The organism is Stakelama saccharophila (genome assembly GCF_032229225.1).
GTDB classification, from domain to species: Bacteria; Pseudomonadota; Alphaproteobacteria; order Sphingomonadales; family Sphingomonadaceae; genus Sphingomonas; species Sphingomonas saccharophila.
Genome location: NZ_CP135076.1, coordinates 2,306,716 through 2,330,706, shown reverse-complemented (window position 1 = coordinate 2,330,706; position 23,991 = coordinate 2,306,716). Strand labels below are relative to the sequence as shown.

Annotated in this window: 18 protein-coding genes; 10 read left to right on the top strand and 8 right to left on the bottom strand. The window is 64.6% G+C overall.

The window, feature by feature from the left end:
• The first annotated feature begins 96 nt into the window (after positions 1-96).
• Positions 97-585: an SH3 domain-containing protein gene (locus RPR59_RS10765; RefSeq protein WP_313913888.1), complete on the top strand. Its 489-nt coding sequence runs from the start codon at positions 97-99 to the stop codon at positions 583-585.
• Between the two features lie 4 nt (positions 586-589).
• On the opposite strand, the gene RPR59_RS10760 is transcribed toward RPR59_RS10765, so the two are convergent.
• Together RPR59_RS10760 and RPR59_RS10755 are read right to left on the bottom strand one after the other, a co-directional pair.
• A complete protein-coding gene (locus tag RPR59_RS10760; RefSeq protein ID WP_313913886.1) occupies positions 590-2,347 on the bottom strand; it encodes an SLC13 family permease in 1,758 nt (585 codons plus the stop codon).
• Positions 2,348-2,381: 34 nt separating this feature from the next.
• Complete coding sequence (locus RPR59_RS10755) at positions 2,382-3,569, bottom strand: acetyl-CoA C-acyltransferase (RefSeq protein WP_313913884.1); 1,188 nt, start codon at positions 3,567-3,569, stop codon at positions 2,382-2,384.
• Positions 3,570-3,894: 325 nt separating this feature from the next.
• Here RPR59_RS10755 and RPR59_RS10750 point away from each other — a divergent pair, with 325 nt between their 5' ends.
• Together RPR59_RS10750 and RPR59_RS10745 are read left to right on the top strand one after the other, a co-directional pair.
• Positions 3,895-4,155 (top strand): hypothetical protein, encoded by a 261-nt coding sequence (locus tag RPR59_RS10750; RefSeq protein ID WP_313913882.1) that lies wholly within the window; start codon positions 3,895-3,897, stop codon positions 4,153-4,155.
• Complete coding sequence (locus RPR59_RS10745) at positions 4,148-4,897, top strand: prepilin peptidase (protein WP_313913880.1); 750 nt, start codon at positions 4,148-4,150, stop codon at positions 4,895-4,897. Before RPR59_RS10750 ends, RPR59_RS10745 begins: the two co-directional genes overlap by 8 nt.
• An 82-nt stretch (positions 4,898-4,979) precedes the next feature.
• Here RPR59_RS10745 and RPR59_RS10740 read toward each other — a convergent pair whose 3' ends face one another.
• The 4 genes from RPR59_RS10740 to hppD all read right to left on the bottom strand — a co-directional run bounded on the left by RPR59_RS10740 (position 4,980) and on the right by hppD (position 8,924).
• Positions 4,980-5,522: a DUF1989 domain-containing protein gene (locus RPR59_RS10740; protein WP_313913878.1), complete on the bottom strand. Its 543-nt coding sequence runs from the start codon at positions 5,520-5,522 to the stop codon at positions 4,980-4,982.
• 41 nt (positions 5,523-5,563) lie between these two features.
• The gene (gene gntA / locus RPR59_RS10735) at positions 5,564-6,250 is read right to left on the bottom strand and encodes a guanitoxin biosynthesis heme-dependent pre-guanitoxin N-hydroxylase GntA (RefSeq protein WP_313913876.1); all 687 of its coding nucleotides are present in this window, start codon (positions 6,248-6,250) and stop codon (positions 5,564-5,566) included.
• A gap of 148 nt (positions 6,251-6,398) precedes the next feature.
• Positions 6,399-7,667, bottom strand: coding sequence for a homogentisate 1,2-dioxygenase (gene hmgA, locus RPR59_RS10730; protein ID WP_313918470.1), 1,269 nt, complete (start codon positions 7,665-7,667; stop codon positions 6,399-6,401).
• Between the two features lie 180 nt (positions 7,668-7,847).
• Positions 7,848-8,924: a 4-hydroxyphenylpyruvate dioxygenase gene (gene hppD / locus RPR59_RS10725; RefSeq protein WP_313913873.1), complete on the bottom strand. Its 1,077-nt coding sequence runs from the start codon at positions 8,922-8,924 to the stop codon at positions 7,848-7,850.
• Positions 8,925-9,014: 90 nt separating this feature from the next.
• Here hppD and RPR59_RS10720 point away from each other — a divergent pair, with 90 nt between their 5' ends.
• Together RPR59_RS10720 and RPR59_RS10715 are read left to right on the top strand one after the other, a co-directional pair.
• Positions 9,015-9,467 (top strand): MarR family winged helix-turn-helix transcriptional regulator, encoded by a 453-nt coding sequence (locus RPR59_RS10720; protein ID WP_313913871.1) that lies wholly within the window; start codon positions 9,015-9,017, stop codon positions 9,465-9,467.
• 76 nt (positions 9,468-9,543) lie between these two features.
• Positions 9,544-11,670 (top strand): malate synthase G, encoded by a 2,127-nt coding sequence (locus RPR59_RS10715; RefSeq protein ID WP_313913869.1) that lies wholly within the window; start codon positions 9,544-9,546, stop codon positions 11,668-11,670.
• On the opposite strand, the gene RPR59_RS10710 is transcribed toward RPR59_RS10715, so the two are convergent.
• Positions 11,645-12,649: a YihY/virulence factor BrkB family protein gene (locus RPR59_RS10710; RefSeq protein ID WP_313913866.1), complete on the bottom strand. Its 1,005-nt coding sequence runs from the start codon at positions 12,647-12,649 to the stop codon at positions 11,645-11,647. The two genes, RPR59_RS10715 and RPR59_RS10710, sit on opposite strands and share 26 nt — an antisense overlap.
• A 146-nt stretch (positions 12,650-12,795) precedes the next feature.
• Between RPR59_RS10710 and RPR59_RS10705 the strand changes: the two genes are divergently transcribed.
• The 5 genes from RPR59_RS10705 to RPR59_RS10685 all read left to right on the top strand — a co-directional run bounded on the left by RPR59_RS10705 (position 12,796) and on the right by RPR59_RS10685 (position 23,485).
• The gene (locus RPR59_RS10705; protein ID WP_432280258.1) at positions 12,796-15,036 is read left to right on the top strand and encodes an autotransporter assembly complex protein TamA; all 2,241 of its coding nucleotides are present in this window, start codon (positions 12,796-12,798) and stop codon (positions 15,034-15,036) included.
• Positions 15,036-19,298, top strand: a complete 4,263-nt coding sequence (locus RPR59_RS10700) for a translocation/assembly module TamB domain-containing protein (protein WP_313913862.1) — start codon at positions 15,036-15,038, stop codon at positions 19,296-19,298. Before RPR59_RS10705 ends, RPR59_RS10700 begins: the two co-directional genes overlap by 1 nt.
• A gap of 196 nt (positions 19,299-19,494) precedes the next feature.
• On the top strand, positions 19,495-20,271 hold the full coding sequence (otsB, locus tag RPR59_RS10695) for a trehalose-phosphatase (RefSeq protein ID WP_313913860.1): 777 nt from the start codon (positions 19,495-19,497) through the stop codon (positions 20,269-20,271).
• Positions 20,271-22,070, top strand: a complete 1,800-nt coding sequence (locus RPR59_RS10690) for a glycoside hydrolase family 15 protein (protein ID WP_313913857.1) — start codon at positions 20,271-20,273, stop codon at positions 22,068-22,070. Before otsB ends, RPR59_RS10690 begins: the two co-directional genes overlap by 1 nt.
• Positions 22,067-23,485: an alpha,alpha-trehalose-phosphate synthase (UDP-forming) gene (locus RPR59_RS10685; RefSeq protein ID WP_313913855.1), complete on the top strand. Its 1,419-nt coding sequence runs from the start codon at positions 22,067-22,069 to the stop codon at positions 23,483-23,485. Before RPR59_RS10690 ends, RPR59_RS10685 begins: the two co-directional genes overlap by 4 nt.
• Here RPR59_RS10685 and RPR59_RS10680 read toward each other — a convergent pair.
• Entirely contained in the window at positions 23,466-23,918 is a 453-nt protein-coding gene (locus tag RPR59_RS10680) for a MaoC family dehydratase (protein ID WP_313913853.1), read from the bottom strand. The genes RPR59_RS10685 and RPR59_RS10680 overlap by 20 nt on opposite strands.
• Between the last annotated feature and the right edge of the window lie 73 nt (positions 23,919-23,991).

Here is a 23,991-nt window from a genome sequence, read left to right as displayed (position 1 = left end):
CTTTCGATTGGAACGCCCGTGCCGAGCAGTCAACGGTTGAAGCATTGCGGGCCGAGCGGATAGATCGGAAGCCGTGCGGAAGTTCGGGAACGGGTAATGCGATTCTGGATATGGTTTGCCCTGGGGCTGACGGCACTCGGCCTGGCGGCATTCGCCGCGGCCGATGCGCCCGCGCAGAAGCGGGCGACGCCTTATTACGCGTCGATCGCCGCGGGCAAGGCGCATCTGCGGACCGGGCCGGGTCGGAACTATCCGATCAATTGGCTCTATCGCCGCGCCGATCTGCCGATCAAGGTCATCGATATCTATGGTGACTGGCGCAAGATCGAGGATCCCGACGGCACGCAGGGCTGGATGCATGTCGGCCTGCTCGCCTCGCGCCGGACGGCGATCATCACCGACGGCATCGCCGCGCTGCGCGATGCGGCCGATGCCGCCGCGCCGATCAACTGGCGCGCGGAACCCGGTGTCGTCGGTCGGCTGAGCGATTGTGAGGGCGGCTGGTGCTATTTCGATGTGAAGGGCCGGGGCGGCTATGTCGAGCAGACGCATTTGTGGGGCGTCGACCCGGGCGAGGAATTCTGACGCCTCAGCCCAACCCGCCCGACAGCGTCGCCGCCGTCGTGCCGACGACGAGCAGCACCAATATGCCGCCCATCCGGCAATAATCGGTGAAGCGATAGCCGCCGGGCGCCATCACCAGCAGGTTGTTATGATGACCGATCGGTGTCAGGAAATCGGACGATGCCCCGATCAGCACGGCGAGCAGCGCCGCATCGGGCGAGAAATGCAGCAGCCGCGCCGCCTCGATCGCCAGCGGCCCCATAATCACCGCGGTGGCGACATTGTTGAGGAAGATCGAAAGCAGCAGCGTGGTGGCGCACAGGGCGCCCGTGATGACGAACAGCGGCGCTCCGTCCAGCGACCGGCCGAGGAACTGCGCGACCTGTGCGGCGGCGCCGGTCGTCTCGAAGCTCTGGCCGACCGGGATCATCGCCGCCAGCAGGACGAGTACGCTCCAGTCGATCGAGCGGTAGACCTCCGCGGCCGGAACCAGCCGCAGGGCCGCCACCGCCACCGCCGCCCCGACGAAGGCGACGGTGGGCGTCGTGATTTCCGCGACCACCATTACGATCGCAGTGACGAAGATCGCCAGGATCAACGCCGAACTCGACCGCGCGACGCTCGGCGGATCGAGCCGGTCGATCTCCAGCAGCCGAGCCCGCGCGATGAAGCGGCTCAGCGCCTGCGGCGGCCCGCGCAGGAAAAGCTGGTCCCCGGCGTGAATTACCATCGACGTCAGCGGCTGGCGCTCTCGTGCAGCGCGGGGGCCCACCGCGACGACGCGCAGTTCGCCGTCGGAGCGCAGCGGCACCTCTTCGTGCCGCTGGTCGATCAGGAAGGATCCGTGTGCAACCGCGACGCGGGCGGTGACCTCTGCTTCGTCCTGCGGCGCCGTCGTGGTGTCTAGGCCCGTGCGATCAGCCGCGATCCACTGGTTGACCCGCGATATGACGAGAAGATGGTCCCCCTCCTTCAACCGCGTGGCGGTACCGACCATGACACGCCCCCCGTCGCGGAACAGCGCGAGCAATCGCGCCGATGCGTGGCGCAGCACCGGGAATAGCTGTTGCACCGGATGGCCCGCCACCGCCGCCGGCGCCAGCAGCTCGAACACGCGCCAGGGCGGCCGCGTCTCGCGCTCGCTCGATCGGCGGACCGGCAGCAGGCGCCAGCCCAATACCACCAGATAGAGCAGCCCGACCGCCGTTACCGCCGCGCCCACCGGCGTCATCGCGAAGAAACCCAGTGGCGCGCCGAGTTCCTTCTGCCGGACGGAGGAGAGGATCAGGTTGGCCGGCGTGCCGATCAGCGTCGTCATGCCGCCCAGGATGGTGGCGAAGGCGAGCGGCATCAGCGTCGCCGCCGGCGGCCGCCGTGCGGCGCGGGCGACATCGGCGGCGATCGGCATGGTGATGACCAGCGCCGCGATATTGTTCATGAAGGCCGAGAGCGCCGCACTCACCACCAGCAACAGGGCCAGCCGGACGGTGAACGGCGCGCGCTGCGGGATCACGGTACGCGCGATGACCGAGGCGATGCCGGATAGCTCGACTGCGCGGCCGATGACGAGGATTCCCGCCACCGTCAGTACGGCGGGGTCGGCCATTCCGACGAATGCCGTCTGCGGCGTCACCAGGCCGAGGGCGAGGCAAGCGAACAGCGCCAGCAGGGCGACGAGATCGTGGCGGACGCGTTCGGAAACGAACAGGACGAGCGCGATGCCCAGAACGATGGCGCTGAGCGCGGCGGGAGTCATGCCGCCACTATGGGCGATGCCGGACACGACGTCACCTGCCGTCTGCCCGGCGCCGCGGCGATCAGTCCAGCAATTCCACTGCCATCGCGGTCGCTTCGCCGCCGCCGATACACAGCGAGGCGAGCCCGCGCTTCTGCCCCGAATTCTGAAGCGCCGCGAGCAGCGTCGCCACGATCCGCGCGCCGCTCGCGCCGATCGGGTGGCCGAGCGCGCAGCCGCCACCATGGACGTTGAGCACGTCGTGCGGAATCGAAAGCTCGCGCATCGCGATCATCGCGACGCAGGCGAACGCCTCGTTGACCTCGAACAGGTCGACGTCGCCAACCGTCCAGCCGGCCTTGTCCAGCGTCTTTTCCATCGCCGAGACGGGCGCGGTGGTGAAGCGCGACGGCTCGTGGGCGTGCGCGCCGTGTGCGACGACGCGGGCGACCGGCTGCAGCCCCAGCCTGTCGGCGACCGACTGACGCGTCATCACCAGCGCCGCCGCGCCGTCGGAGATTGACGAGGCATTGGCGGCGGTGACGGTGCCGTCCTTGGAAAAGGCGGGCTTGAGCGTCGGGATCTTGGCGACATCGCCGCGCGCTGGCTGTTCGTCGAGGCGGATGGTGTCGGTGCCCTTGCGCCCGGTGATCTCGACCGGCACCACCTCGCGGTCGAACGCGCCGCTTTCCTGCGCCTTCTGCGCACGCTGAAGCGAGCAGATCGCGAATTCGTCCTGCGCCTCGCGGGTGAACTGATATTCCTTCGCCGTCTCGTCGGCGAAGCTGCCCATCAGCCGGCCGGGCTCATAGGCGTCCTCGAGCCCGTCGAGGAACATATGATCGAGCATCTTGTCATGGCCCAGCCGCGCGCCGGAGCGGTGGCGCAGCGACAGATAGGGCGCATTGGTCATGCTCTCCATGCCGCCCGCGACCATCAGCTCGGCCGAACCGGCGGCGAGCGCATCGGCCGCCATGATCGCCGCCTGCATGCCGCTGCCGCACATCTTGTTGATCGTCGTCGCCTCGATATGCTTGTGCAGCCCCGCGCCCAGTGCCGCCTGCCGCGCCGGCGCCTGGCCCAGCCCGGCGGGCAGCACGCAGCCCATATAGATGCGCTGGACCGCGTCGCCCTTCAGCCCCGCACGCTCGATCGCCGCCCCGACCGCGGTCGCACCCAGCTCGGTCGACGACGCGCCGGCAAGGCAGCCCTGGAAGCTTCCCATTGGCGTGCGCGCGTAGGACAGGATGACAACGGGATCGGCGGACATGCGGAGATTCTCCTGATTTTATCGGATCGTCATCCGGATCAGGTCCGGGACCCAGAGCCGCAGCCGCTTTGGGCTCCGGATCCTGACTTCCGTCAGGATGACGAAGGGATTTTGCACTCTCCGATCTAGGAATGCGCTCGACATTTTGCAAAAGCCTTCACACCCGCCATCCCGGACTTGATCCGGGATCCAAAGCCGCAAGCACTTCGGGCTCTGATCCCGACTACCGTCAGGATAACGAAAGCAATCGACCGAACTCCTTGAACGCAGGCGAACTCTCATCACAATGCTGAACCCGAACGCCATCCGACAGCGTTAAGCGACGATGGAAGATTCCCCCCTGATTCAAGCTATCAAATGGTTCGCCACCGGCACCGGTGTTACCGCGGCCTTCATGGTCTCGCTTGATCTCGGCCGCCGCGTCGTCGGTTTCGGCTTCGTCGTGTTCGTCGCGTCGAGCATCGCCTGGATCGTCGCCGCGTTCCTGTCGAAGGACGGCGCGCTCGGCACGCAGAATGCGGTGTTGTTCGGCATCAACATCTTCGGCGTCTATCGCTACCTGATCCGGAAGAAGCCGGGTGGCTGATCCTGTCTGGTGGATGGCCGCGTTGGGCGCGCTCGGGCTCGTCTTCGGCAGCTTCATCGCGACCGTCGCGATCCGCTGGCCGGAGGGACGCTCGGCGCTCAAGGGACGGTCCGAATGCGACGGCTGCGGAAGGACGCTGACGGTCGCCGAACTGATCCCGGTTGGCAGCTACGTGGCGCAGCGGGGCCGGTGCCGTGCTTGCGGGGCGGCGATCGGCCGGCTGCACCCGGTGGTGGAGCTGCTCGGCCTCGCTACCGGCCTCGTCGCCGCCGCCGTCGCACCGGATTGGACGGGCGTGGCGGGCGCGATATTCGGCTGGCTGCTGCTTACGCTCGCCGTGCTCGACCTGCGGGCCTTCTGGCTTCCCGACCTGCTCACCGGTGCGCTGGCGCTTGCCGGACTGACGACGGGACTGCTCGGCCTCGCCCCGTCCACCCAGGACCGGCTGATCGGCGGCATCGCGGGGTTCGCCGTGCTGTGGGCGGTCGCGGCGCTCTATCGCAACCTGCGTGGGCGGGAAGGGCTGGGCGGCGGCGATGCCAAGCTGATGGGGGCGATCGGCCTGTGGCTCGGCTGGCGCGATCTGCCGCTGGTGCTGTTCACCGCCTGCATGATCGGCCTTGTTGCGGCGCTGGTGATCCTCGCGCGGCGCGGCAGGCTCTCGGCGACCGACCAGTTGCCGCTCGGCATGCTGCTCGCCCTCGCCGCATTTCCCTGCTGGCTGACCCAGGCTATTCGGTAGCGAAACAGGAGGGTGGAGGTACGGGGCTCTTCCCGAGCCGCTCGAAGAATCCGGCACGGCGTGCAGTTGGTCGCACGTACCTCTAAGCCTCTATCCGGTAATGGATCGGTTTGAACGTCCCGCCGTTCGAATCGGGGGCCGAGCAGGCGGTCAGGCCGATGATCAGGTCCATCTCCGCGCGCAGGGCGATATAGTCGCCGGCCCTGCTGATCGGCGGCAGGACCTTCAACTCGCCGGTTTCGCCATCGACCGGCACGTTCATGAAACAGTTGAACGCGTTCGGGATCTGCGCCGGCGTTATGCCCCAGGGCGCCAGCGCCTCGGCCAGATTGCCGAAACACCCGCGATGCCGGGGCAGGTCGGGATAGAAGTGATCGAACGTGTCGACCGAACACGGCGTCAGCAGGAAATCATGCCGTCCGACCGTATCCTCGACGATCTCCAGCATCACGTTCGAACGGTTGGAATAGAGCTTGTTTCCGGTCGAAAGGTAGATCCGCTCGGCATAATCGAACGTCCGCCCCGACGAGATCACCTCGTCGATGTCTCGCGCGTTGAAGGAGAGGAGATCGGCGACCTGTTCGCCCCTGGGATCGATGACGATCAGCGTCTGGCCCTTCTTCACTTCGAAGGCGGTGCCGCTGCGTTCGGGAATGACCTGGGGTTCTATTTTTCCGCTCCGCGATATTCGAAGGGCGCGCGCCAGTTCTCATCGACCTTCCGCCCGCTATATTGCCGTGCCTCGCTCAGATCGCCGTGGCGCGCGAGCATCGGGTTGCGCGACCCCGCCAGCGCCTCGTCGCGCGTCAGGATCTTTTCGCGCATGCCCTCATATTTGTTCTCGGCGCGCAGCCGCTCGAACTGGTCGTGCAGGTTGAAGACCAGGGCAGGGCGGTCGAAGCGCCGCGCCGGACGGCTGGCGTTCGGATGCAAGCCGACGATGAAGAACGCCTCGCCGCCGAAGCTCAGCGAAAAATGCGGATTGGTGGGATCGGCGCTGACCCGGTCGTCATAATCCTGCCCGCGCCAGACATCCTTGTCCGATAGCGACTGGACCCGGTCCCACAGCGCCTCTTCGAACGCCGTTTCATCGAGAGCGTCCGGACCATCGAAGATTACGGCGAAGCTGCGGTACATCTGCGGCTCGCGCTTATACGCGCCGGCGAAGCCGAGCAGCGCGTCATGGATACGAACATCGTCCCAGCCGCTGTCGATCCGGTTGCAGGCCAGCACCTCCAGCGTTCCCCGCGCAAGCGCCGCCTTCGCGCCGACGCAAGGAAAGGCGCGGTCGTCGACATGGGCGAAGAGCATGGCTTCCAGACGCTCCTGCGCCTTGTGCTTCCAATTAAACATGGCCCAAGCGGCGTCCTCCCGTTCTGCCGCTGTAAAACGCCGTGTGCTGCAGCTTGTTCCTGACCATCGTGCTCCTGCGAAAGAGGGCGCCTAGAGCTTCAAACGATGCGCTGGATGCTCTGGATTCCTGCTTGCGCAGGAATACGGATCAACGCGGCACCCGTGCCTTCGGGAATCCCGCCCAGGCCTCGTCATAGTCGCTCTGCGCGGTTTCCAGTGCGAATTCGGTCGGGCGGAAAACCCAGCGGCTTTCGACCATAAACGCCATGGTGTCCTCGATCTTGTGCGGCTTCAGCTCCGCCTCGCTCGCCTTCTTCCAGCTTTCGACGTCGGGACCGTGCCCCGCCATCTGGTTGTGCAGGCTCAGCGCACCGGGGCCGAAGCCTTCCGACTTCGCATCATAGGCACCGTGGATCAGGCCCATCGCCTCCGACATCACGTTGCGGTGGAACCAGGGCGGGCGGAACGTGTCCTCCGCCACCATCCAGCGCGGCGGGAAGATCACGAAGTCGGCGTTTGCCACGCCGGGGGTATCGCTGGGCGATGTCAGCACGGTGAAGATCGAAGGATCGGGATGGTCGAAGCTGACGGTGTTGATCGTCATGAACTTCGATAGATCGTATTTCGACGGCGCGAGGTTGCCGTGCCAGGCCACGACGTCGAGCGGGCTGCGGCCGAGATTGGTCGTCCACAGGCTGCCGAGATATTTCTGCACCAGCTCGAATTCGCCCTCGATATCCTCGAACCAGGCGACCGGCGTCTCGAAGTCACGCGGATTGGCGAGGCCGTTCGCCCCGATCGGGCCCAGATCGGGCAGGCGGAACGGGGCCCCATGATTTTCCGCGACATAACCGCGCGCCCTGCCATCGGGCAGCGTCACCCGGAACCGTACGCCGCGCGGGATCAGCGCGATCTCGCCGGGGCTCAGGTCGATCCGGCCCATTTCGGTCAGCAACATCAGACGGCCCTGCTCGGGTATGACGACCAGTTCGCCATCGGCCGACACGAAGGCCCGGTGCTCCATATCCTTCGACGCGCGGTAGATATGGACGGCGGCGCCAGACTGGCTTTCCGGTGGATGGCTGGCGAGCATCGTCACCAGGCTGTCCAGCCAGTCCGCCTCGTCGTCGTCATAACCCATCGGCGACCAGCGCAGCCGGTTGGGCGCAAGCGGTGCATCGACGGTGCCGGGCGCGAAAAGATCGGCGCCTTCATAGCGGCGGAAGGGCGGGTGCGCCGCCGACGGGCGCAACCGATAGAGCCAGGAGCGGCGGTTCTCCGAACGCGGCGCGGTAAATGCGGTGCCAGAGAGTTGTTCGGTATACAGGCCGAATGCGGGGCTTTGCGGAGAGTTGCGGCCCTGCGGCAGCGCGCCGGCCACTGCTTCGGTCGCGAAATGATTGCCGAACCCGGTCATATATCCGTCGGACACTGGGGCTCTCCCATATCGGTTTGAGGGTGCGAACCGCCGCCATGCTCGTCTTTATGTCTTTACGCCCCCTTTTGCGGGCGGGCATGGCGGCGGCCGCGGGCCGTTTTTCCTGCCGGTCGCATTCCTCCTGCGCGACCGGCCGGCCTCTCCTTACTCGTCAGGCGCTCAGGCCTCGGCCTTGTCCTTGGCCGGGATTACGCCGCGCTTGATCTGGTCGAGTTCTATCGATTCGAACAGCGCCTTGAAATTGCCCTCGCCGAATCCTTCATTACCCTTTCGCTGGATGATCTCGAAGAAGATCGGTCCGACCATGTTGGCGGTAAAGATCTGCAACAGCAATCCTTCGCCCGTCTCCGGCGATCCGTCGATCAGGATTTTGCGATCCTTCATCTTCTGGATGTCATGGCCATGGCCGGGCAGGCGCTGGTCGATCAATTCGTAATAGGTGTCGGGTGTATCCTGAAACTCGACGCCGTTGGCGCGCAGCTTGTCGACCGTCGCGAAAATGTCGTCGGTGGTCAGCGCGAGGTGCTGGATGCCTTCGCCCTTGTAATCGTTGATGAACTCTTCGATCTGCGAGTGATCGTCGCGGCTTTCATTCAGCGGGATGCGGATCTTGTCGTCGGGCGCGGTCATTGCGCGGCTGAGCAGACCCGTCTGCTGCCCCTCGATGTCGAAATAGCGAATCTCGCGGAAGTTGAAGATCGATTCGTAGTAATTCGCCCAATAATCCATCCGTCCGCGCTTCAGATTGTGCGTCAGATGGTCGAGCGTCTCCAGACCGGCCGAATTCTGGTTCGGCTTCGCGCCTTCGACAGGCTCGAAATCGGTGTCGTAGATGGTCTGCTCGCCATGCTTGTCGACGAGATAGAGATTGGCGCCGCCGATTCCCTCGATCGCCGGAATGTCCAGCTCGCCGGGACCGTTTTTGCCTTTCACCTCGGTCGCGCCGCGCTCGATCGCCAATTTCAGCGCCTTTTCGGCATCGGCAACGCGAAACGCCATCGCATTGGCGGACGGGCCGTGCGCTTCGCGAAAGCCGGCGACCTGACCCTCGGGCTCCATGTTAAGGAGAAAGTTGATGTCGCCCTGGCTATACCGGCGAACCTGCTTGGTCTTGTGATTGGCGACGTGGGTGAAGCCCATCATCGTGAAGAGCTTGCCGAGCGCTTCCGGATCGGGGCCGGTGAATTCGACGAATTCGAAGCCGTTGAGGCCCATGGGGTTTTCGCGGGGTTCCATCACATCTCTCCGGTTCGGGAAACTGGTATCAATTGATACTACCTACCAATATGCTGGCGTCGAGTAAAGGCGGGCAGTTAGGGTTGTTTCATGTCAACGCTCCATCTCGACGGCTTTCTCCCCTATCGCCTGTCGATCACGTCGAACCGCGTGTCGAACGTGATCGCCACCGCCTATCAATCGCTGTTCGGGCTGAAGATTCCTGAATGGCGGCTGGTCGCGGTGCTCGCGGAGGGCGATGGCATGACGCAGCAGGCCCTGGGGGCAATGACGCGGATGGACAAGGTGACGGTCAGCCGCGCCGCGATCGGCCTCGTCGAGCGTGGCCTGGTGAAGCGCGAGCCCAATCCTTCCGACCAGCGATCGCATCTGTTGCGGCTGACCGATTCGGGCGCGGCGCTGTATGAACAGGTGGCGCCCAAAGCGCTGGAACTGGAGCGGCGCATTTTTTCGGAGTTCTCGGCCGGGGAGATCAGGCAGTTGCGCTCGATGCTCGAACGGCTCGAGGTGGCGGCAGCGGGATTCGAGGCGGAAGCGACTTGATCCGGCACAGCCGCTTACCGTAATTCATACCAGCCTCCCCAGGCGTGCCATTGCTGCCCACGATCGAGGAGGAATCATGTCTCAGTCGCTGAACCGTGCCGGCCTGTCCGTCGCCGAACCGCTCGCACGCTTCGTGGAAGGGCAGGTGCTGCCGGCGCTTGGCATCGGGGGCGACGGCTTCTGGTCGGGGGTGGCCGAAATCTTCGACCGCTTCGTACCCGACAATCGGGCGCTGCTTGAGACGCGCGACACGCTCCAGGCGCAGATCGACGCGCGCTACGAAGCCGGACAGCCGGTGGACGAGGCTTTCCTTCGCGAGATCGGCTATCTGGTCGAAGAACCGGACGATTTCACCATCGGCACCGGACATGTCGATGCCGAGATCGCGACCATGGCCGGTCCGCAGCTCGTCGTGCCGATCCTCAATGCGCGCTTCGTCCTCAACGCCGCGAATGCGCGTTGGGGAAGTCTGTACGACGCGCTCTATGGCACCGATGCGCTCCCCGGCGAGCCGAAGCCGGGCGACTATGATCCCGAGCGCGGTGCGCAGGTGATCGCCCGGGCCAAGGCGTTTCTGGACGAGGCGGTGCCGCTCAGAGCAGGAAAGTGGGCGGATTTCACCGGAGGTGCGCCGGACCTTGCCGATACCGCCCAGCTCGCGGGGTGGGCCGGGCATTCGCTGCTGTTGCGCCACAATGGTTTGCACATCGAAATCGTCATCGACCGCGAGCATCCCATCGGGAAGCATGATCCCGCTGGCATCGCGGACATCGTGCTGGAAGCGGCGCTGACGACGATCGTCGACCTGGAGGACTCCGTCGCGGCGGTCGATGCCGAAGACAAGGTCGCCGCTTATGCGAATTGGCTGGGGCTGATGCGCGGCGACCTCAAGGAGACGTTCGACAAGGCCGGCAAGACGATTACCCGCCGTCTCGATCCCGACCGCAGCTACACGGCGCCGAGTGGCGGCAATTTCACCCTGCCGGGCCGATCGCTGTTGTTCGTGCGCAATGTCGGCCATCTGATGACGACGCCGGCGCTGATGCTGCCGGACGGATCGGAAGCGCCCGAGGGCATCCTCGACGCGATCATGACCCCGCTGATCGCGCTGCATGATCTGCGCGGGCTGAGCCGGTATCGCAACAGCCGTGCGGGCTCGATCTATATTGTGAAGCCCAAGATGCACGGGCCGGACGAATGCGCCTTCACCGATCGCCTGTTCGATGCGGTCGAGGATTTGCTGGGGCTGGCCCGCCACACGATCAAAGTCGGCGTGATGGATGAGGAGCGTCGCACCTCGGCAAATCTCGCCGCGTGCATCCATGCCGTGCGGGACCGTATCGTATTCATCAACACGGGCTTTCTCGACCGTACCGGCGACGAAATCCACACCGCGATGCACGCCGGCCCGATGATCCCGAAGGGGGAGATGAAGGCCAGCGGGTGGTTGCAGGCCTATGAGGATCGCAACGTCCGTATCGGCCTGCGGCACGGCCTGTCGGGCAGGGCACAGATCGGCAAGGGCATGTGGGCCGCGCCCGACCGCATGGCGGACATGCTGGAGCAGAAGATCGGCCACCCGAAATCGGGTGCGAACACCGCCTGGGTGCCGAGCCCGACCGCGGCGACATTGCATGCGCTTCATTATCACCGGATCGATGTGTTCGCGCAGCAGAGGGCGATCGCCGGAGAGGCCGTGCCGAAACTGGACAAGCTGCTGGCGGTGCCGGTGGCGGAGGGACGCAACTGGACGCCGGCCGAAGTACGGCGCGAACTCGACAACAATGCGCAGGGCATTCTGGGCTATGTCGTGCGCTGGATCGATCAGGGCATCGGCTGCTCCAAGGTGCCCGACATCAATGATGTCGGGCTGATGGAAGACCGCGCGACGCTGCGTATATCCTCGCAGCACATGGCCAATTGGATGCTTCATGGAGTGGCGTCGGTGGAGGAGGTCGACGCCGCGCTCCTGCGGATGGCGAAGAAGGTGGATGCGCAGAATGCGGGCGATCCGAAGTACAAGCCGATGTCCGGACGCGAAAACGGCAGTCTTGCATTCCAGGCGGCGCGTGCGCTCATTTTCGAAGGGCTGGCGCAACCCGGTGGTTACACCGAACCGCTGCTGCACCGCTTCCGTCGGCGAGCCAAGGGCGCCGGCGCCGGCTGTGATCCGGATCTCAATATTTCGCCCGCTTCGGCTTGATCTGTCGCTTGCTGGGCAGGGTATCCGCTACCGTCGCGCCGCGCTCGCCGAAGGGGCGGGGCATGCCGGTCGTTGAATCCACGCCGGTCTGGCGTTCGGCTTCGGCGTTGATTTCTGCGCCGAGCAGCACGGCATAGGACGATACGAACAGCCACATCAGCAGGACGACGACCGCGCCGAGCGCGCCGTAGGTTGCGTTATAATTGGCGAAATTCGCCGTATAGATGCCGAACAGCAGGGTCGCCACGAGCCACAGGAGGGTCGATGCGACCGATCCCACCGACAGCCACCGCCAGCGCGCCCGGGCACGGTCGGGGCCATAGCGGAAGATGAATGCGAAGCCGGCGCTGACGATCGCCGCGGCGACCAGCCATGTCGCGATCTTGATCAGGACCACGCCGGCTTCACCCAGCATACCGACGGCTTCTTGCAGAAAGCCCAGCACGATGGCCGCGACGACGCCGACCAGAACGGCGACGATCGCGCCTAAGGTGAGGAATATTGCCAGTATCGTGGTCTGTATCATGTTGCGCGATTCGTCCTCCTCATAGACGACGTTCAGCGCCTGGATCATGGCGTTGGCGGCGCGCATGGCCCCGTAAACGGAAAAGAACAGGGCTATGGCCAGGCCGATGCCGGCCTGGCTGGCGGCGGTATTCGCCACGCTTTCCAACTGATCGCGGATAAGGGAAGCGGCGTCGGTCGGCACCAGCCGAATGACGGTCTGCATGTGTTCGGCAACCGTGCCCGGATCGGCCACCAGGCCATAGGTCATGACGACCGCACCCAGCAGCGGTACGAATGACAGGAAAGCGTAAAAGGCCACGCCCGCCGCCATCAGCGACAGGTTGTGATAGCCCGTCATCGAATAGATGCGGCCGAAAATCGCCTTCCATGCAGGCCATGGATGCTGCCACGGATGGCCGGAATCGAATCCCGGAATTCTGTTCGTGTCCACTTCGCCCCTCTGTTCGCTCATGTCGCGAATGCTTCCTTGTGGTCAGCGTTCTTGTCAACGCGGTGCGGCCCGGAAGGGATGCTTGCGTCCGAGCAGAATCATGTTTCTTTGCAGTACAATGGATACGCAGAGCGCCATATGCGTTATGGGCGAGTTCTGGCGGGGGGATGCTCTCCGTGTCGCAAGGGGACCGGGGATTGGTGCGGATCGGTACGGGCGGAAGAATTTTGAGGGCAGTGTTGCTGGCTTCTGCCTTTACGCCCTGCGCCGCGATCGTGCAGACCGCAACCGCGCAACAGCGGACGCCGGACGCCGATTCCGACGGGCAAGCCTCACCACAGCAGGAAAGCGAAGCCCCGCAACCGGCTCCGCAAGACGAGCCGATCGTACCGGACGAACAGTTCGAATCCGCGCTGCCGCCGCTCGGCGACGACATCAACGCCCCGCTGGAACCCATGCCGGAGCCCGTTGACCGACAGGGCGTGGCGGAAGCAGCCAGTGCCGACGCCGAGCAAGATGCGGAGGATGCGAAACGGGAGCCGCTGGAGGCTCCGGGCTCGGAAATCGTCGAGCCTCGCCCGCTTCCCGACGAGGGCGAGCTGGCCCAGCCATTGCCGCCGATCGACAGCTTCGATTCGACGCCGCCGCCGGAGATTGCGGGCGTCGAAGATATCGATTCCGAAATACGGTACGAAACCGTTGTCGAGGGTCTGGAAAAGGTCGATCTGGAAAGCCGCTTCCGCGACCTGTCGGCACTGGAAGAAGGAGACGGCGAAGCGGAAAACGCCGCCATGGTGTCGGCGCGCGCGAAATCGGATGAGCAATTGGCGCTCCAGCTAATGCAGTCGCAGGGATATTATGATGCTGCGGTGACGTCGCGGATCGACCGGCCGAGCGAGCCGGAAGGGGCGCTGCGAGCCGTGATTTCCGCTACTCCCGGCGTGCGCTATAGCTTTTCGTCGATCACCACCGAAGGCGACGCGACGGTGCCGATGGGCCTGGTGGACGAGGCCTTGCCGCTGAAACCCGGCGATCCGATCGAAGCCGAACGGGTACAGGGCGCCGAGGCCAACGTATCCGTGACGCTGCCGCAAAAGGGATATCCCTTTTTCCAACTCGGCCAGCGGGACATCCTGCTCGACGGCAGCGACCACAGCGGCGCCTATACGCTCCCTTATGATCTCGGGCCGCGGGCCTCGTTCGGCGGTTTTGCGACGCAGGGCGAGCCGGTTTTCGATCCGGAGCATATCGGGGTTCTCGCCCGCTTCGATCGCGGCGATCTCTATGACAGTCGCGATGTCGACGACCTGCGCAAGGCGCTGGTTTCCACCGGCCTGTATTCCACCGTTTCGGTCCAGCCGCAAAGAACCGGGGAGACCGCGCCCGACGGCACCGAATATGTCGATCTGCTCGTGCGGCAAAAGGCGGGGCCGCCACGCACATTGGCCGCGGAGGCCGGGTATCGCACCGGCCAGGGCATCCGTCTGGAAGGCTCCTGGACGCACCGCAACCTGTTCCCGCCCGAAGGTGCGCTGATCGTCTCCGGCGTCGGCGGCACGCAGGAACAGGGACTTTCGGCCACGTTCCGGCGATCCAATGCCGGCCGGCGTGATCGTACCGTGATGCTGGGCGTTGCCGCCAACCACAATGATTACGAAGCCTATGAGGCTTACACGGCTTCCCTGATCGGCCGGATTTCCTATGATTCCACGCCGCTGTGGCAGAAACGGTTCACCTATTCCTATGGCTTTGAACTGGTCGGCACGAACGAGGATGTGTGGAATTTCGACGCCGGTGAACGCCAGCGAAAAACCTATTTCATCGCCGCACTCCCCGGGACGGTCGGCTTCGACACCTCGGACAGCCTGCTCAATCCGACAGAGGGATTTCGCATCAACGCTACCGTCAGTCCGGAAGCCGCGGTCAAGGGTGCGTTCCGGCCCTATGCCCGGCTCAAACTGGAAGGCACCGCATATTATCCGGTCACCGACAGCCTGGTAATCGCCGGTCGCGCGGCGGTCGGGAGCATCCCCGGCATCGACCGGGACGACCTTCCCCCTTCGCGGCGCTATTATGCGGGTGGCGGCGGGTCGGTGCGCGGCTATGGTTATCGCGAGCTTGGCCCCCAGGCGCCCGACGGCAAGCCGATCGGCGGACGCAGCTTCAACGAGTTCTCGCTGGAAGCCCGGTATCGTTTCGGCGATTTCGGTATCGTCCCGTTCATCGATGCCGGCCAGGCCTATGACACGATCTATCCGCGCGGCTCGGACCTGAAATTCGGCGCCGGTATCGGCGGCAGGTTCTATACCAATTTCGGCCCCCTGCGCGTCGACCTTGCGACGCCGCTGAACCCGAGGCCGGGTGATCCGAGCATCGCCCTCTATATTTCGATCGGGCAGGCGTTCTGATGGCGGGTTCGCGCGATCCCGATATGACGGCGCCCGGCACAACGGACGAAAATGGAGCCGAGGAGATCGGCGAAGCGCAGCGCCGTCCGCTCTGGGTACGAATCCTCAAATGGATCGGAATTGCGCTGCTTGCGCTCATGGTGCTTCTCGCCGCGGCGCTGCTGGGGATCAATACCGATCCGGGCAGGCGTTTTCTCGCGAACCAGATCGCGGGGTACACGACCGCTTCCGGTCTCAACGTCCGTGTCGGTCGGATCGACGGCTCGATCTATAGCGACATGGTGCTCCGCGACGTGCGGATTCGCGACACCAAAGGCGTGTTCGCTTCGTCGCCGCGTATTGAACTCGACTGGCATCCGTTCCGCTTCATCAACAGCCATGTCGATGTCGATGCGCTGACGAGTCCGCTCGTCCGCTTCGACAGGACGCCGGTGCTGAAGCCGACGCCGTCCGCGCCGGAAAACCAGCCACTGTTGCCCGATATCGACATCGACGTCGACAAGCTCGCCGTCGACCGCATCGTCATCGGCGCGCCCGTCACGGGCCAGCGCCATATCGCCAGTGTTGCCGGATCGGTCCATATCGCCGACCGCCGTGCGCAGGTTCGGACGAAGCTGAGGACATTGCGGGGTAAGGGCGTAGCGGGTGGCGACAGGCTGCAGCTTGTCCTCGATGCCGCGCCGGAAGCGAACAAGCTCGACCTCGATCTCGAACTCGACGCGCCGAAGGATGGCCTGGTCGCCGGGCTGGCGGGATTGAAGGCTCCCTTGTCGGTGTCGCTGGACGGCGCAGGTAGCTGGCAAGCCTGGAACGGGACCCTGACCGGAACGCTGGGTGGCGATTCGCTGGTCGGGCTGAAGATCGCGGAGCAGGACGGCCGATTCCAGGTTCGTGGTTCGGCCCGGCCGGGGCTTTATCTTCAAGGGCCGGTGGAGCGGTTGACCAAACCGCGCGTGAACGTGGCGCTGGACGCCGCGCTCGACGAGCGCGAGGTCGACTTGCAGCTCCGGCTGCGCTCCGATGCCTTTGCGGTGTCGACACGAGGCGGGATAGATCTCGGCCGGAGCCGCTTCAATTCGTTCCGGATCGAGGCGCTCCTGCTCCAGCCCGGCGCGATCGCGGAGAACCTTCGCGGACGGTCGGTACGGGCGGCAGTCGATCTCGATGGGGAATTCCGCACACCCACGGTGAATTACAAGCTCCAGGCAGCGGCGCTCGGCTTCGGTGATACCGTCGTCGAACGCCTGTACGCCGAGGGCCTGGCCACGGTCGATTCCGAACACATCCTGGTTCCCGTTCACGCACGGGCTGCGCGCGTGACGGGGCTTCCCGCCAGCGCGAACGGTCTGCTCACCAATCTCACGTTGAACGGCGATATCGCCATCAACGGAACACAGATCCTGTCGGACAATCTGCGGGTCCGTTCGGACAAGATCGACGCCACCGCCGTCATCCTGGCCGATACCGCGAAAGGGCATTACACCGGCGCGTTCAAGGGGCGGGTCAACGATTATCGCGTCGACAGCATCGGCATCCTGAATCTGGCGACCGACGCCGACCTCTATTCGGCGCCGGAAGGCGGGTTCGGCATTCGGGGACGGATCGTCGCCAGGACGTCGCGTATCCTGAACGACGGTGCGCGCAATTTCCTCGGCGGCAATGCCTATGCCCGGGTCGACCTCGACTATACGCCGCAGGGCGTGGTCCGGTTCGATGATCTCCGCCTCAACGCCCCGGCGTTCAAGATTACCAGCGGAGAAGGATATTATGACCTCGACGGCGGCCTGAACGTCAGCCTCGATGCCGTCTCGCAGCAATACGGCCCGATCTCCGCCCGTGCCACCGGAACGCTGGCCGACCCCTCGCTGCTGGTGCGCGCAGCGAAGCCGGGGCTGGGGATCGGGCTTGCTGATCTGGAGGCGCGAGTCCGGGGGCATGCCGGCGCCTATGCCGTAACCGCGACGGGCGACACGAACTATGGCCCGTTCAACGCCGACATGCTGGTCGATACCGGCGATCCGCTCACCGTCGACGTGCGTAACGCACGCTTCGCCGGCGTTGATCTCCAGGGCCGCATCCACCGGACGGACGCCGGTCCGTTCGCCGGCAGGCTGGATTTCACCGGTTCCGGTATCAATGGCAGTGCCGAACTCGCCTCTGCCGACGGCAACCAACAGGCCGTGATCGCGGCGCGCGCGAACAACGCGCGGATACCGGGAACGTCCGGCATCACCATCGGTCGCGCCATCATCGACGCCCGGGCGACGCTGTATCCCGACGCGCCCGCGATTGCCGGGGACGTGCAACTCGCCAATTTCGCGATGGGCGAGTTCGTCATCGATCAGGCGCGGGCGCAGGTCGATTATCGGGGTGGCAAGGGAACGGCGAAATTGCTGGCGAAGGGGTCCTCCAGCGTGCCGTTCCAGCTTGCCGCCAATGCGCGGCTCAGCCCCGACAGCTATCTTGTCGCCCTTCGGGGAAGCGGCAACGGCATCGATTTCCATACCGAGAATCCCGCGCGCATCCAGGTTTCGGATGGCAGCTATACGCTGATGCCGACGGGAATCGTGCTGGACAAGGGCAGGTTGCGCGTCGCTGGCACCTACGGAACGGGAATGACGGCCCAGATGCGTCTCGACGATGTCGATCTCTCACTCGCCAATGCCTTCGTGCCGGGGCTGGGCATCATGGGCATGGCGAATGGCAGCCTGGACTTCGCGCAGCCGAGCGACGGCAGTTTCCCCAAGGCCGATGCGCGGTTGAACATCGCCGACTTCCGCCGATCGAGCATCGCCGCGGTTTCGGTGCCGGTGAATATTCAGTTCCAGGGCAAACTCTTTCCGCAGGGCGGCGAAGGACGCGCTCTCATCAAGCGCGGGACCACGACGGTGGGACGCATGGTCGCCACGCTTCAGCCACTGCCGCCCGGTGCCGGAGCCTGGACGACGCGGCTGATGGCCGCTCCGCTGGGCGGCGGAATCCGCTATAACGGACCTGCTGCGGTGCTGTTTTCATTCGCCGCGCTGTCCGATCAGCAGTTGACGGGGCCGATCGCGGTTGCCGCGAATTTCGACGGACGGCTACGCGCACCGCAACTCTCCGGCATCGTGCGTTCGAGCAATCTGAGCTACGTGAACGAGACCTATGGTACGCGGCTGACGAACATGAAGGTGGACGGTCGTTTCAACAACGACCGGTTCCAGCTCAACCAGCTTTCGGCAAAGGCCGGCGACGGATCGATCGCGGCGCAGGGCTATGTCGGTCTTGCGGCGGATGCCGGTTTTCCGATGGATATCCGGGCAACACTGGATGATGCGCGGCTGGCGCGCAGCGATTCGCTGGGTGCGACGGCCACCGGTGAGCTGCGTGTGCGGCACCAGCCCGGCGAGACGGCGACGATCACCGGCGAGCTGCGCATTCCGGAGGCGCGCTACGAGATTTCGCGTCAGGGTGCCGCAGAAGTGCCGATGCTGGACGGTGTCCGTCGCAAGGGTGAACAGGTGAAGTCGGAGGCCGAATCCGACGATGCGAGCGCGGCGCCGCCCGGCCTGTTCCGCCTCGACATCCGTGTCCGGGCGGACAACCGGCTGTTCGTCTCCGGCATGGGTCTGGAGTCGGAATGGCAGGCGGATATCCGCGTCGGCGGTACCTCGGCCAGTCCGGACGTGCGCGGCACGATGCGCATCGTGCGCGGCACCTATTCCTTCGCCGGAAAGCGGTTCGAGATCAGCCGAGGCGTGATCAGCTTCGAGGGCGGCCCGATCGGCGATCCGCAACTCAACATCCAGGCAACGACTGAAAATGACGGCGTCACCTTCACGATCAACATCACCGGCAGCGCGCAGAACCCGCAGATTGAGTTCGCGTCCAATCCCAATCTGCCGCAGGACGAGGTGCTTTCGCGGCTCCTCTTCGGCAGTTCGGTTACAGACCTGTCGGCCACGGAAGCGGTGCAACTCGCCGCCGCGCTCAATTCGCTGCGCGGCTCGGGCGGCGGACTCAATCCGCTTGGCAAGCTGCGCTCGGCCACCGGTTTCGACCGACTGCGTATCCTCGGAAGCGACGACACGACCGGGCGCGGCACGGCACTGGCGGCGGGCAAATACCTTACCGACGACGTCTATGTAGAGGTGATCACCGACGCGCGCGGCTTCACCGCTACGCAGATCGAAATCTCTTTGACCAAGGCGCTGAGTCTTCTTTCGCAGGTCGGCACCGCCGGCGGGTCGAGTGGCAGCATCCGCTACTCCAAGGACTATTGAGCGCGTCTCTTTCGCCCGATACCCGACGTCGAATATCCGGTATTCCAGGAAAGCAGCGGAAGACATCTGGATGTTTCGACAGAACGGGACGGCCGCATTGAAGGCGGCGCCTGTATGATTTTCGATACGCTGGCGGTTTATTCCGCAACGCAACACGATTACGGTCGTTGGGCACCCTCGTGAGGCCGTTACGATTATGACCGATACCGTTACCGCAGAGTTCCGATCCGCCGGAGATGGCGGGCTGCAGGTTCCGCCGGTGGATTTGTTGCGCGACGCCAGTCTGTTCCTTGATTTCGACGGAACGCTGGTGGAAATTGCTCACCGCCCCGACGGCGTGTTGGTGGATGCGCGCCTGCGCGCTTTGGTATCCAGGCTGGTGCAGGACATGAACGGCCGCGTCGCCATCGTCAGTGGCCGTCCGATCGCGGCGATTGCCGGGTATCTGGGCGAAGGCGTCGCGATCAGCGGTAGTCACGGTCTTGAGATGCGCTGGCCCGATGGCCGGGAACGAGCGCCCGAACGGCCGGCCACGCTCGACATGGTTCTCGCCAGGCTGCGCGAATTCGCCGATGATCGCGAAGGGCTGTTGGTCGAGGAAAAGCCGCTGGGAGTCGGCCTGCATTATCGAGGGGCTGAGAGCTTGGAGGCGGAGGCGCGGGAATTGGTCGGGCGTCTCGCGGATGAAACCGGGCTGACGGTCCAGTCCGGGAAGAAGGTGCTCGAATTGCGCCTGGCCGGCGCACATAAGGGCGAAGCGATCCGCCATTTTCTCGAAGGCCCGCCCTTCGCCGGATTCCGGCCGGTATTCATCGGCGACGATGTGACGGACGAGGATGGTTTCGCAGCCGTGGCGCATATCGGCGGGGCCGGCATTCTGGTCGGCGATGCGCGTCCGACCGATGCGCGGTATCGTCTTGCCGGTGTCGGTAGCACGCTCGACTGGCTGGAAGCGGCTTGCGCGGCACTGTGATGGATCAGACGAATCTCGATCTGTGGCCCATCGGAAATTGCCAGGTCAGCGGGCTCATCGACCAGCAGGCGCGGCTCGTCTGGGGCTGCGTGCCGCGCGTCGATGGCGATCCGGCCTTCTGCTCGTTGATTGACGGGCGAGACCCCGCCTCCGGCGATGCGGTGGGTATGTGGGCGATCGAACTGGAAGGCTGTCAGTCGGTCGAGCAGAACTATCTTCGCAACACGCCGATCCTGCGCAGCCGGCTGACCGACGGGCACGGCAATGCGATCGAGATCATCGATTTCTGTCCGCGCTTCAAACGGCTGGGCCGAACCTATCGACCGGTTTCCTATGCCCGGATCGTGCGTCCGGTTCATGGCAGCCCTCGCATTCGGGTGCGCTTGCGACCGACGCGAAACTGGGGCGACCCCAGCGTCGTGACCACGAGTGGATCGAACCATGTCCGTTACCTGCTGGAAGGGCTGCAGCTTCGGCTCAGCACCAACGCGCCGGTCGGGATCGTGCGCGAGGAGCGGGTGTTTCGCGTCGAGCGTTCGCTGCACTTCTTCCTTGGTCCCGATGAGAGTTTTTCCGGCGACATCGCGACCAGCGTCGAGGAGATGCTGACCTATACCCGCCATCATTGGCAGGACTGGACGCGCGGGCTCGCCACGCCGCTGGAATGGCAGGATGTCGTCATCCGCTGCGCGATCACGCTGAAGCTATGCCAGCATGAGGAGACCGGCGCGATCGTCGCGGCGCTGACCACCTCGATCCCCGAGCATGCGGAGTCCGGCCGGAACTGGGATTACCGATATTGCTGGATTCGCGATGCATATTACACCGTGCAGGCACTGAACCGTGTCGGCGCGCTGGACGTGCTGGAAGGATATCTCGGCTATCTGCGCAACATCGTCGACGAAGCGCAGGGCGGAATGATCCAGCCGCTATACGGGGTGCTGGGCGAGGACAAGCTGCCGGAAACGGAAGCGCCGCGCCTTGCGGGCTATCGCCGCATGGGACCGGTGCGTGTCGGCAACCAGGCCTATGAGCAGGTCCAGCATGACGCCTACGGCCAGATCGTGTTGTCGAACGTGCAGGCCTTTTTCGACGAACGCCTGTTCCGCACCGCCGGACGCGAGGATTTCGAATCGCTCGAACGCGTCGGCGAGCGGGCCTGGGAGTTGTACGACCAGCCCGATGCCGGCCTTTGGGAACTGCGCACGCGCCGGTCGGTCCACACCTATTCGGCGGCGATGTGCTGGGCGGCGTGTGACCGTCTGTCGAATGCGGCGGAACGGCTGGGGCTGGAGGAACGGGAGCGTTTCTGGCGCGAACGTGCCGACATCATGCGCTCACGCATCGAGGAGGCGGCGTGGCGCGAGGACGGCAAGCACATGTCGGCCACCTTCAGCGGCGACGATCTGGACGCCAGCCTGCTGCAATTGCTCGACCTGCGCTTTCTCTCGCCCGACGACGAGCGGTTCCGCGGAACCCTGGAAGCGACCGAACGGGGGCTGAGACGCGGCTCCCACATGCTGCGCTATGCCACCGAGGACGACTTCGGATTGCCCGAGACCGCGTTCAACGTATGCACCTTCTGGCTGATCGAGGCGTTGCACTTCACGGGGAGAAATGCGGATGCTCGTGCATTATTTGAAGAAATGCTGTCGCGCAGGACCGTGTCGGGCCTTCTTTCGGAGGATATCGACCCTGCGACCGGTGAATTGTGGGGCAATTATCCGCAGACCTATTCCCTGGTCGGCATGATCAATTGCGCGGTCCTGCTGAGCAAACCGTGGAGCGCTATCCGATGAACCGACTGATCGTTATCTCGAATCGCGTTTCCGCACCCACGGATTCCAATTCCGGGGCGCAAGGCGGGCTGGCAGTGGCGTTGTCGGCCGCGCTTCGGGAGAATGGCGGCATCTGGTTCGGCTGGTCGGGCGAAGTCACGGACAAGTTCGACGGCCATATCAATTTCCAGCGGAGTGCCGGGGTCACGTCGGCGACGATCGACCTGGAGGCGCAGGACCTGGAGGAATATTATAACGGCTATGCCAACCGGACGCTGTGGCCGCTTTTCCACTACCGGATCGACCTGGCGGAATATGAACGCGAATTTGCCGGTGGTTATCAGCGGGTCAATGATCGTTTCGCGGACACCGTCCGCCCGCTGATCGAGGGCGACGACGTCGTCTGGATCCAGGATTACCACATGTTCCCGCTGGGCGAGAAGCTGCGGGAACGGGGCTGCGGGAACCGGATCGGTTTCTTTCTCCACATTCCCTGGCCGCCGCGCCGCCTGCTGAATACGCTGCCCGAGGCGGCCGAGCTGGCGAAGAAGATGTTCGCCTATGACGTGATCGGCTTCCATACCCAGGAATGGCTCGAATCCTTCTTCGATTTCGCGGAAAAGGATCTGGGCGCCACCATCCACGAAAACGGGATGGTGGAACTGGGCGATCGCCGGGTGCTCGCGCTGGCCGACCCGATCGGCATCGACGCCAAGGAATTCGTCGAGGGCGCGAACAGCCCGACGGCGCGGCTCGCCTTTCGCCAGATGCGCGACAGCGCGGTGGGGCGCGACGTGATCATCGGGGTCGACCGGCTGGATTATTCCAAGGGACTGGAGGAACGTTTTCGCGGATATGAGCGGTTCCTCGACAAGCATCCCGAAGAGCGCAAGGAGGTCTTTCTCCTGCAGATCGCGCCGCCGTCGCGCGGTACGGTGGAAAGCTACCAGAAAATCCGGTCCGCGCTCGAAGGGCTGGCGGGAAAGATCAACGGCGCCTATGCCGATGTCGACTGGGTGCCGATCCGCTACGTCAACCAAGGCTATCCTCGCGACCAGCTCGCCGGCATCTATCGCGCCGCCCGGGTCGGACTCGTGACGCCGCTGCGCGACGGCATGAACCTGGTCGCGAAGGAATATGTCGCGGCGCAGGATCCGGACGATCCCGGTGTGCTGGTGTTGTCGCGCTTTGCCGGTGCGGCGGCGCAATTGGGGGAAGGGGCGGTGCTCATCAATCCCTATAGTGCCGAGGAAATGTCCGACGCTATCGTCACGGCGCTGCGCATGGGGCGCGAAGAGCGCATCCGGCGCTGGCGACTGATGATGGACAATGTCGAAAAGGAAGACGTGATCTGGTGGCGCAAGCGCTTCACCGACGCGCTGATGGAGGAACAGACTCCGGCGCCGCTTCCTGAGATCAGTCCGGCCGCGACCTGAGCAGCGCCGCGCGGGTGCAGGTGCATACCTCCTCACCGCGCTGGTTCACCATGCGGTGGCGGAAGGTGACAATGCCCTGGCCGGGGCGGGACCTGGACGGGCGGAGTTCGATCACTTCCGTCTCGGCGCGCAGCGTATCGCCGACGAAGACGGGCTTCGGCATCTTGACCGCGTCATAGCCGAGATTGGCGACGAGCGTGCCGAGCGTGGTGTCGCCCACCGAAATGCCGACCATCAGGCCGAAGGTGAAGATGCCGTTCACCACCACCCGGCCGAATTCCGTTTCGCCGGCATATTCGGCGTCGAGGTGGAGCGGTTGCGGGTTGTGGGTGAGGGTGGTGACCATGACGTTGTCGGTGTCGGTCACGGTGCGGCGCAGGGCGTGGGTGATGCGATCGCCGACCTGCCATTCGTCGAAATAGCGTCCGGGCATAAGGGGGTCCTTCGTTATCGCCGTTCGCCCTGAGCCTGTCGAAGGGCTGAGCTTACGTCAGGCATACAAAAAG

What these genes read in the sequence shown, in the direction of transcription:
- RPR59_RS10710 (WP_313913866.1), bottom strand. Translation starts at nt 12,649, where the DNA reads ATGAGCGAACAGAGGGGCGAAGTGGACACGAACAGAATTCCGGGATTC.
- hppD (WP_313913873.1), bottom strand. Translation starts at nt 8,924, where the DNA reads ATGGAACCCCGCGAAAACCCCATGGGCCTCAACGGCTTCGAATTCGTC.
- RPR59_RS10690 (WP_313913857.1), top strand. Translation starts at nt 20,271, where the DNA reads ATGGATCAGACGAATCTCGATCTGTGGCCCATCGGAAATTGCCAGGTC.
- RPR59_RS10765 (WP_313913888.1), top strand. Translation starts at nt 97, where the DNA reads ATGCGATTCTGGATATGGTTTGCCCTGGGGCTGACGGCACTCGGCCTG.
- RPR59_RS10700 (WP_313913862.1), top strand. Translation starts at nt 15,036, where the DNA reads ATGGCGGGTTCGCGCGATCCCGATATGACGGCGCCCGGCACAACGGAC.
- RPR59_RS10685 (WP_313913855.1), top strand. Translation starts at nt 22,067, where the DNA reads ATGAACCGACTGATCGTTATCTCGAATCGCGTTTCCGCACCCACGGAT.
- RPR59_RS10705 (WP_432280258.1), top strand. Translation starts at nt 12,796, where the DNA reads ATGCTCTCCGTGTCGCAAGGGGACCGGGGATTGGTGCGGATCGGTACG.
- gntA (WP_313913876.1), bottom strand. Translation starts at nt 6,250, where the DNA reads ATGTTTAATTGGAAGCACAAGGCGCAGGAGCGTCTGGAAGCCATGCTC.
- RPR59_RS10720 (WP_313913871.1), top strand. Translation starts at nt 9,015, where the DNA reads ATGTCAACGCTCCATCTCGACGGCTTTCTCCCCTATCGCCTGTCGATC.
- RPR59_RS10755 (WP_313913884.1), bottom strand. Translation starts at nt 3,569, where the DNA reads ATGTCCGCCGATCCCGTTGTCATCCTGTCCTACGCGCGCACGCCAATG.
- otsB (WP_313913860.1), top strand. Translation starts at nt 19,495, where the DNA reads ATGACCGATACCGTTACCGCAGAGTTCCGATCCGCCGGAGATGGCGGG.
- RPR59_RS10680 (WP_313913853.1), bottom strand. Translation starts at nt 23,918, where the DNA reads ATGCCCGGACGCTATTTCGACGAATGGCAGGTCGGCGATCGCATCACC.
- hmgA (WP_313918470.1), bottom strand. Translation starts at nt 7,667, where the DNA reads ATGACCGGGTTCGGCAATCATTTCGCGACCGAAGCAGTGGCCGGCGCG.
- RPR59_RS10750 (WP_313913882.1), top strand. Translation starts at nt 3,895, where the DNA reads ATGGAAGATTCCCCCCTGATTCAAGCTATCAAATGGTTCGCCACCGGC.
- RPR59_RS10715 (WP_313913869.1), top strand. Translation starts at nt 9,544, where the DNA reads ATGTCTCAGTCGCTGAACCGTGCCGGCCTGTCCGTCGCCGAACCGCTC.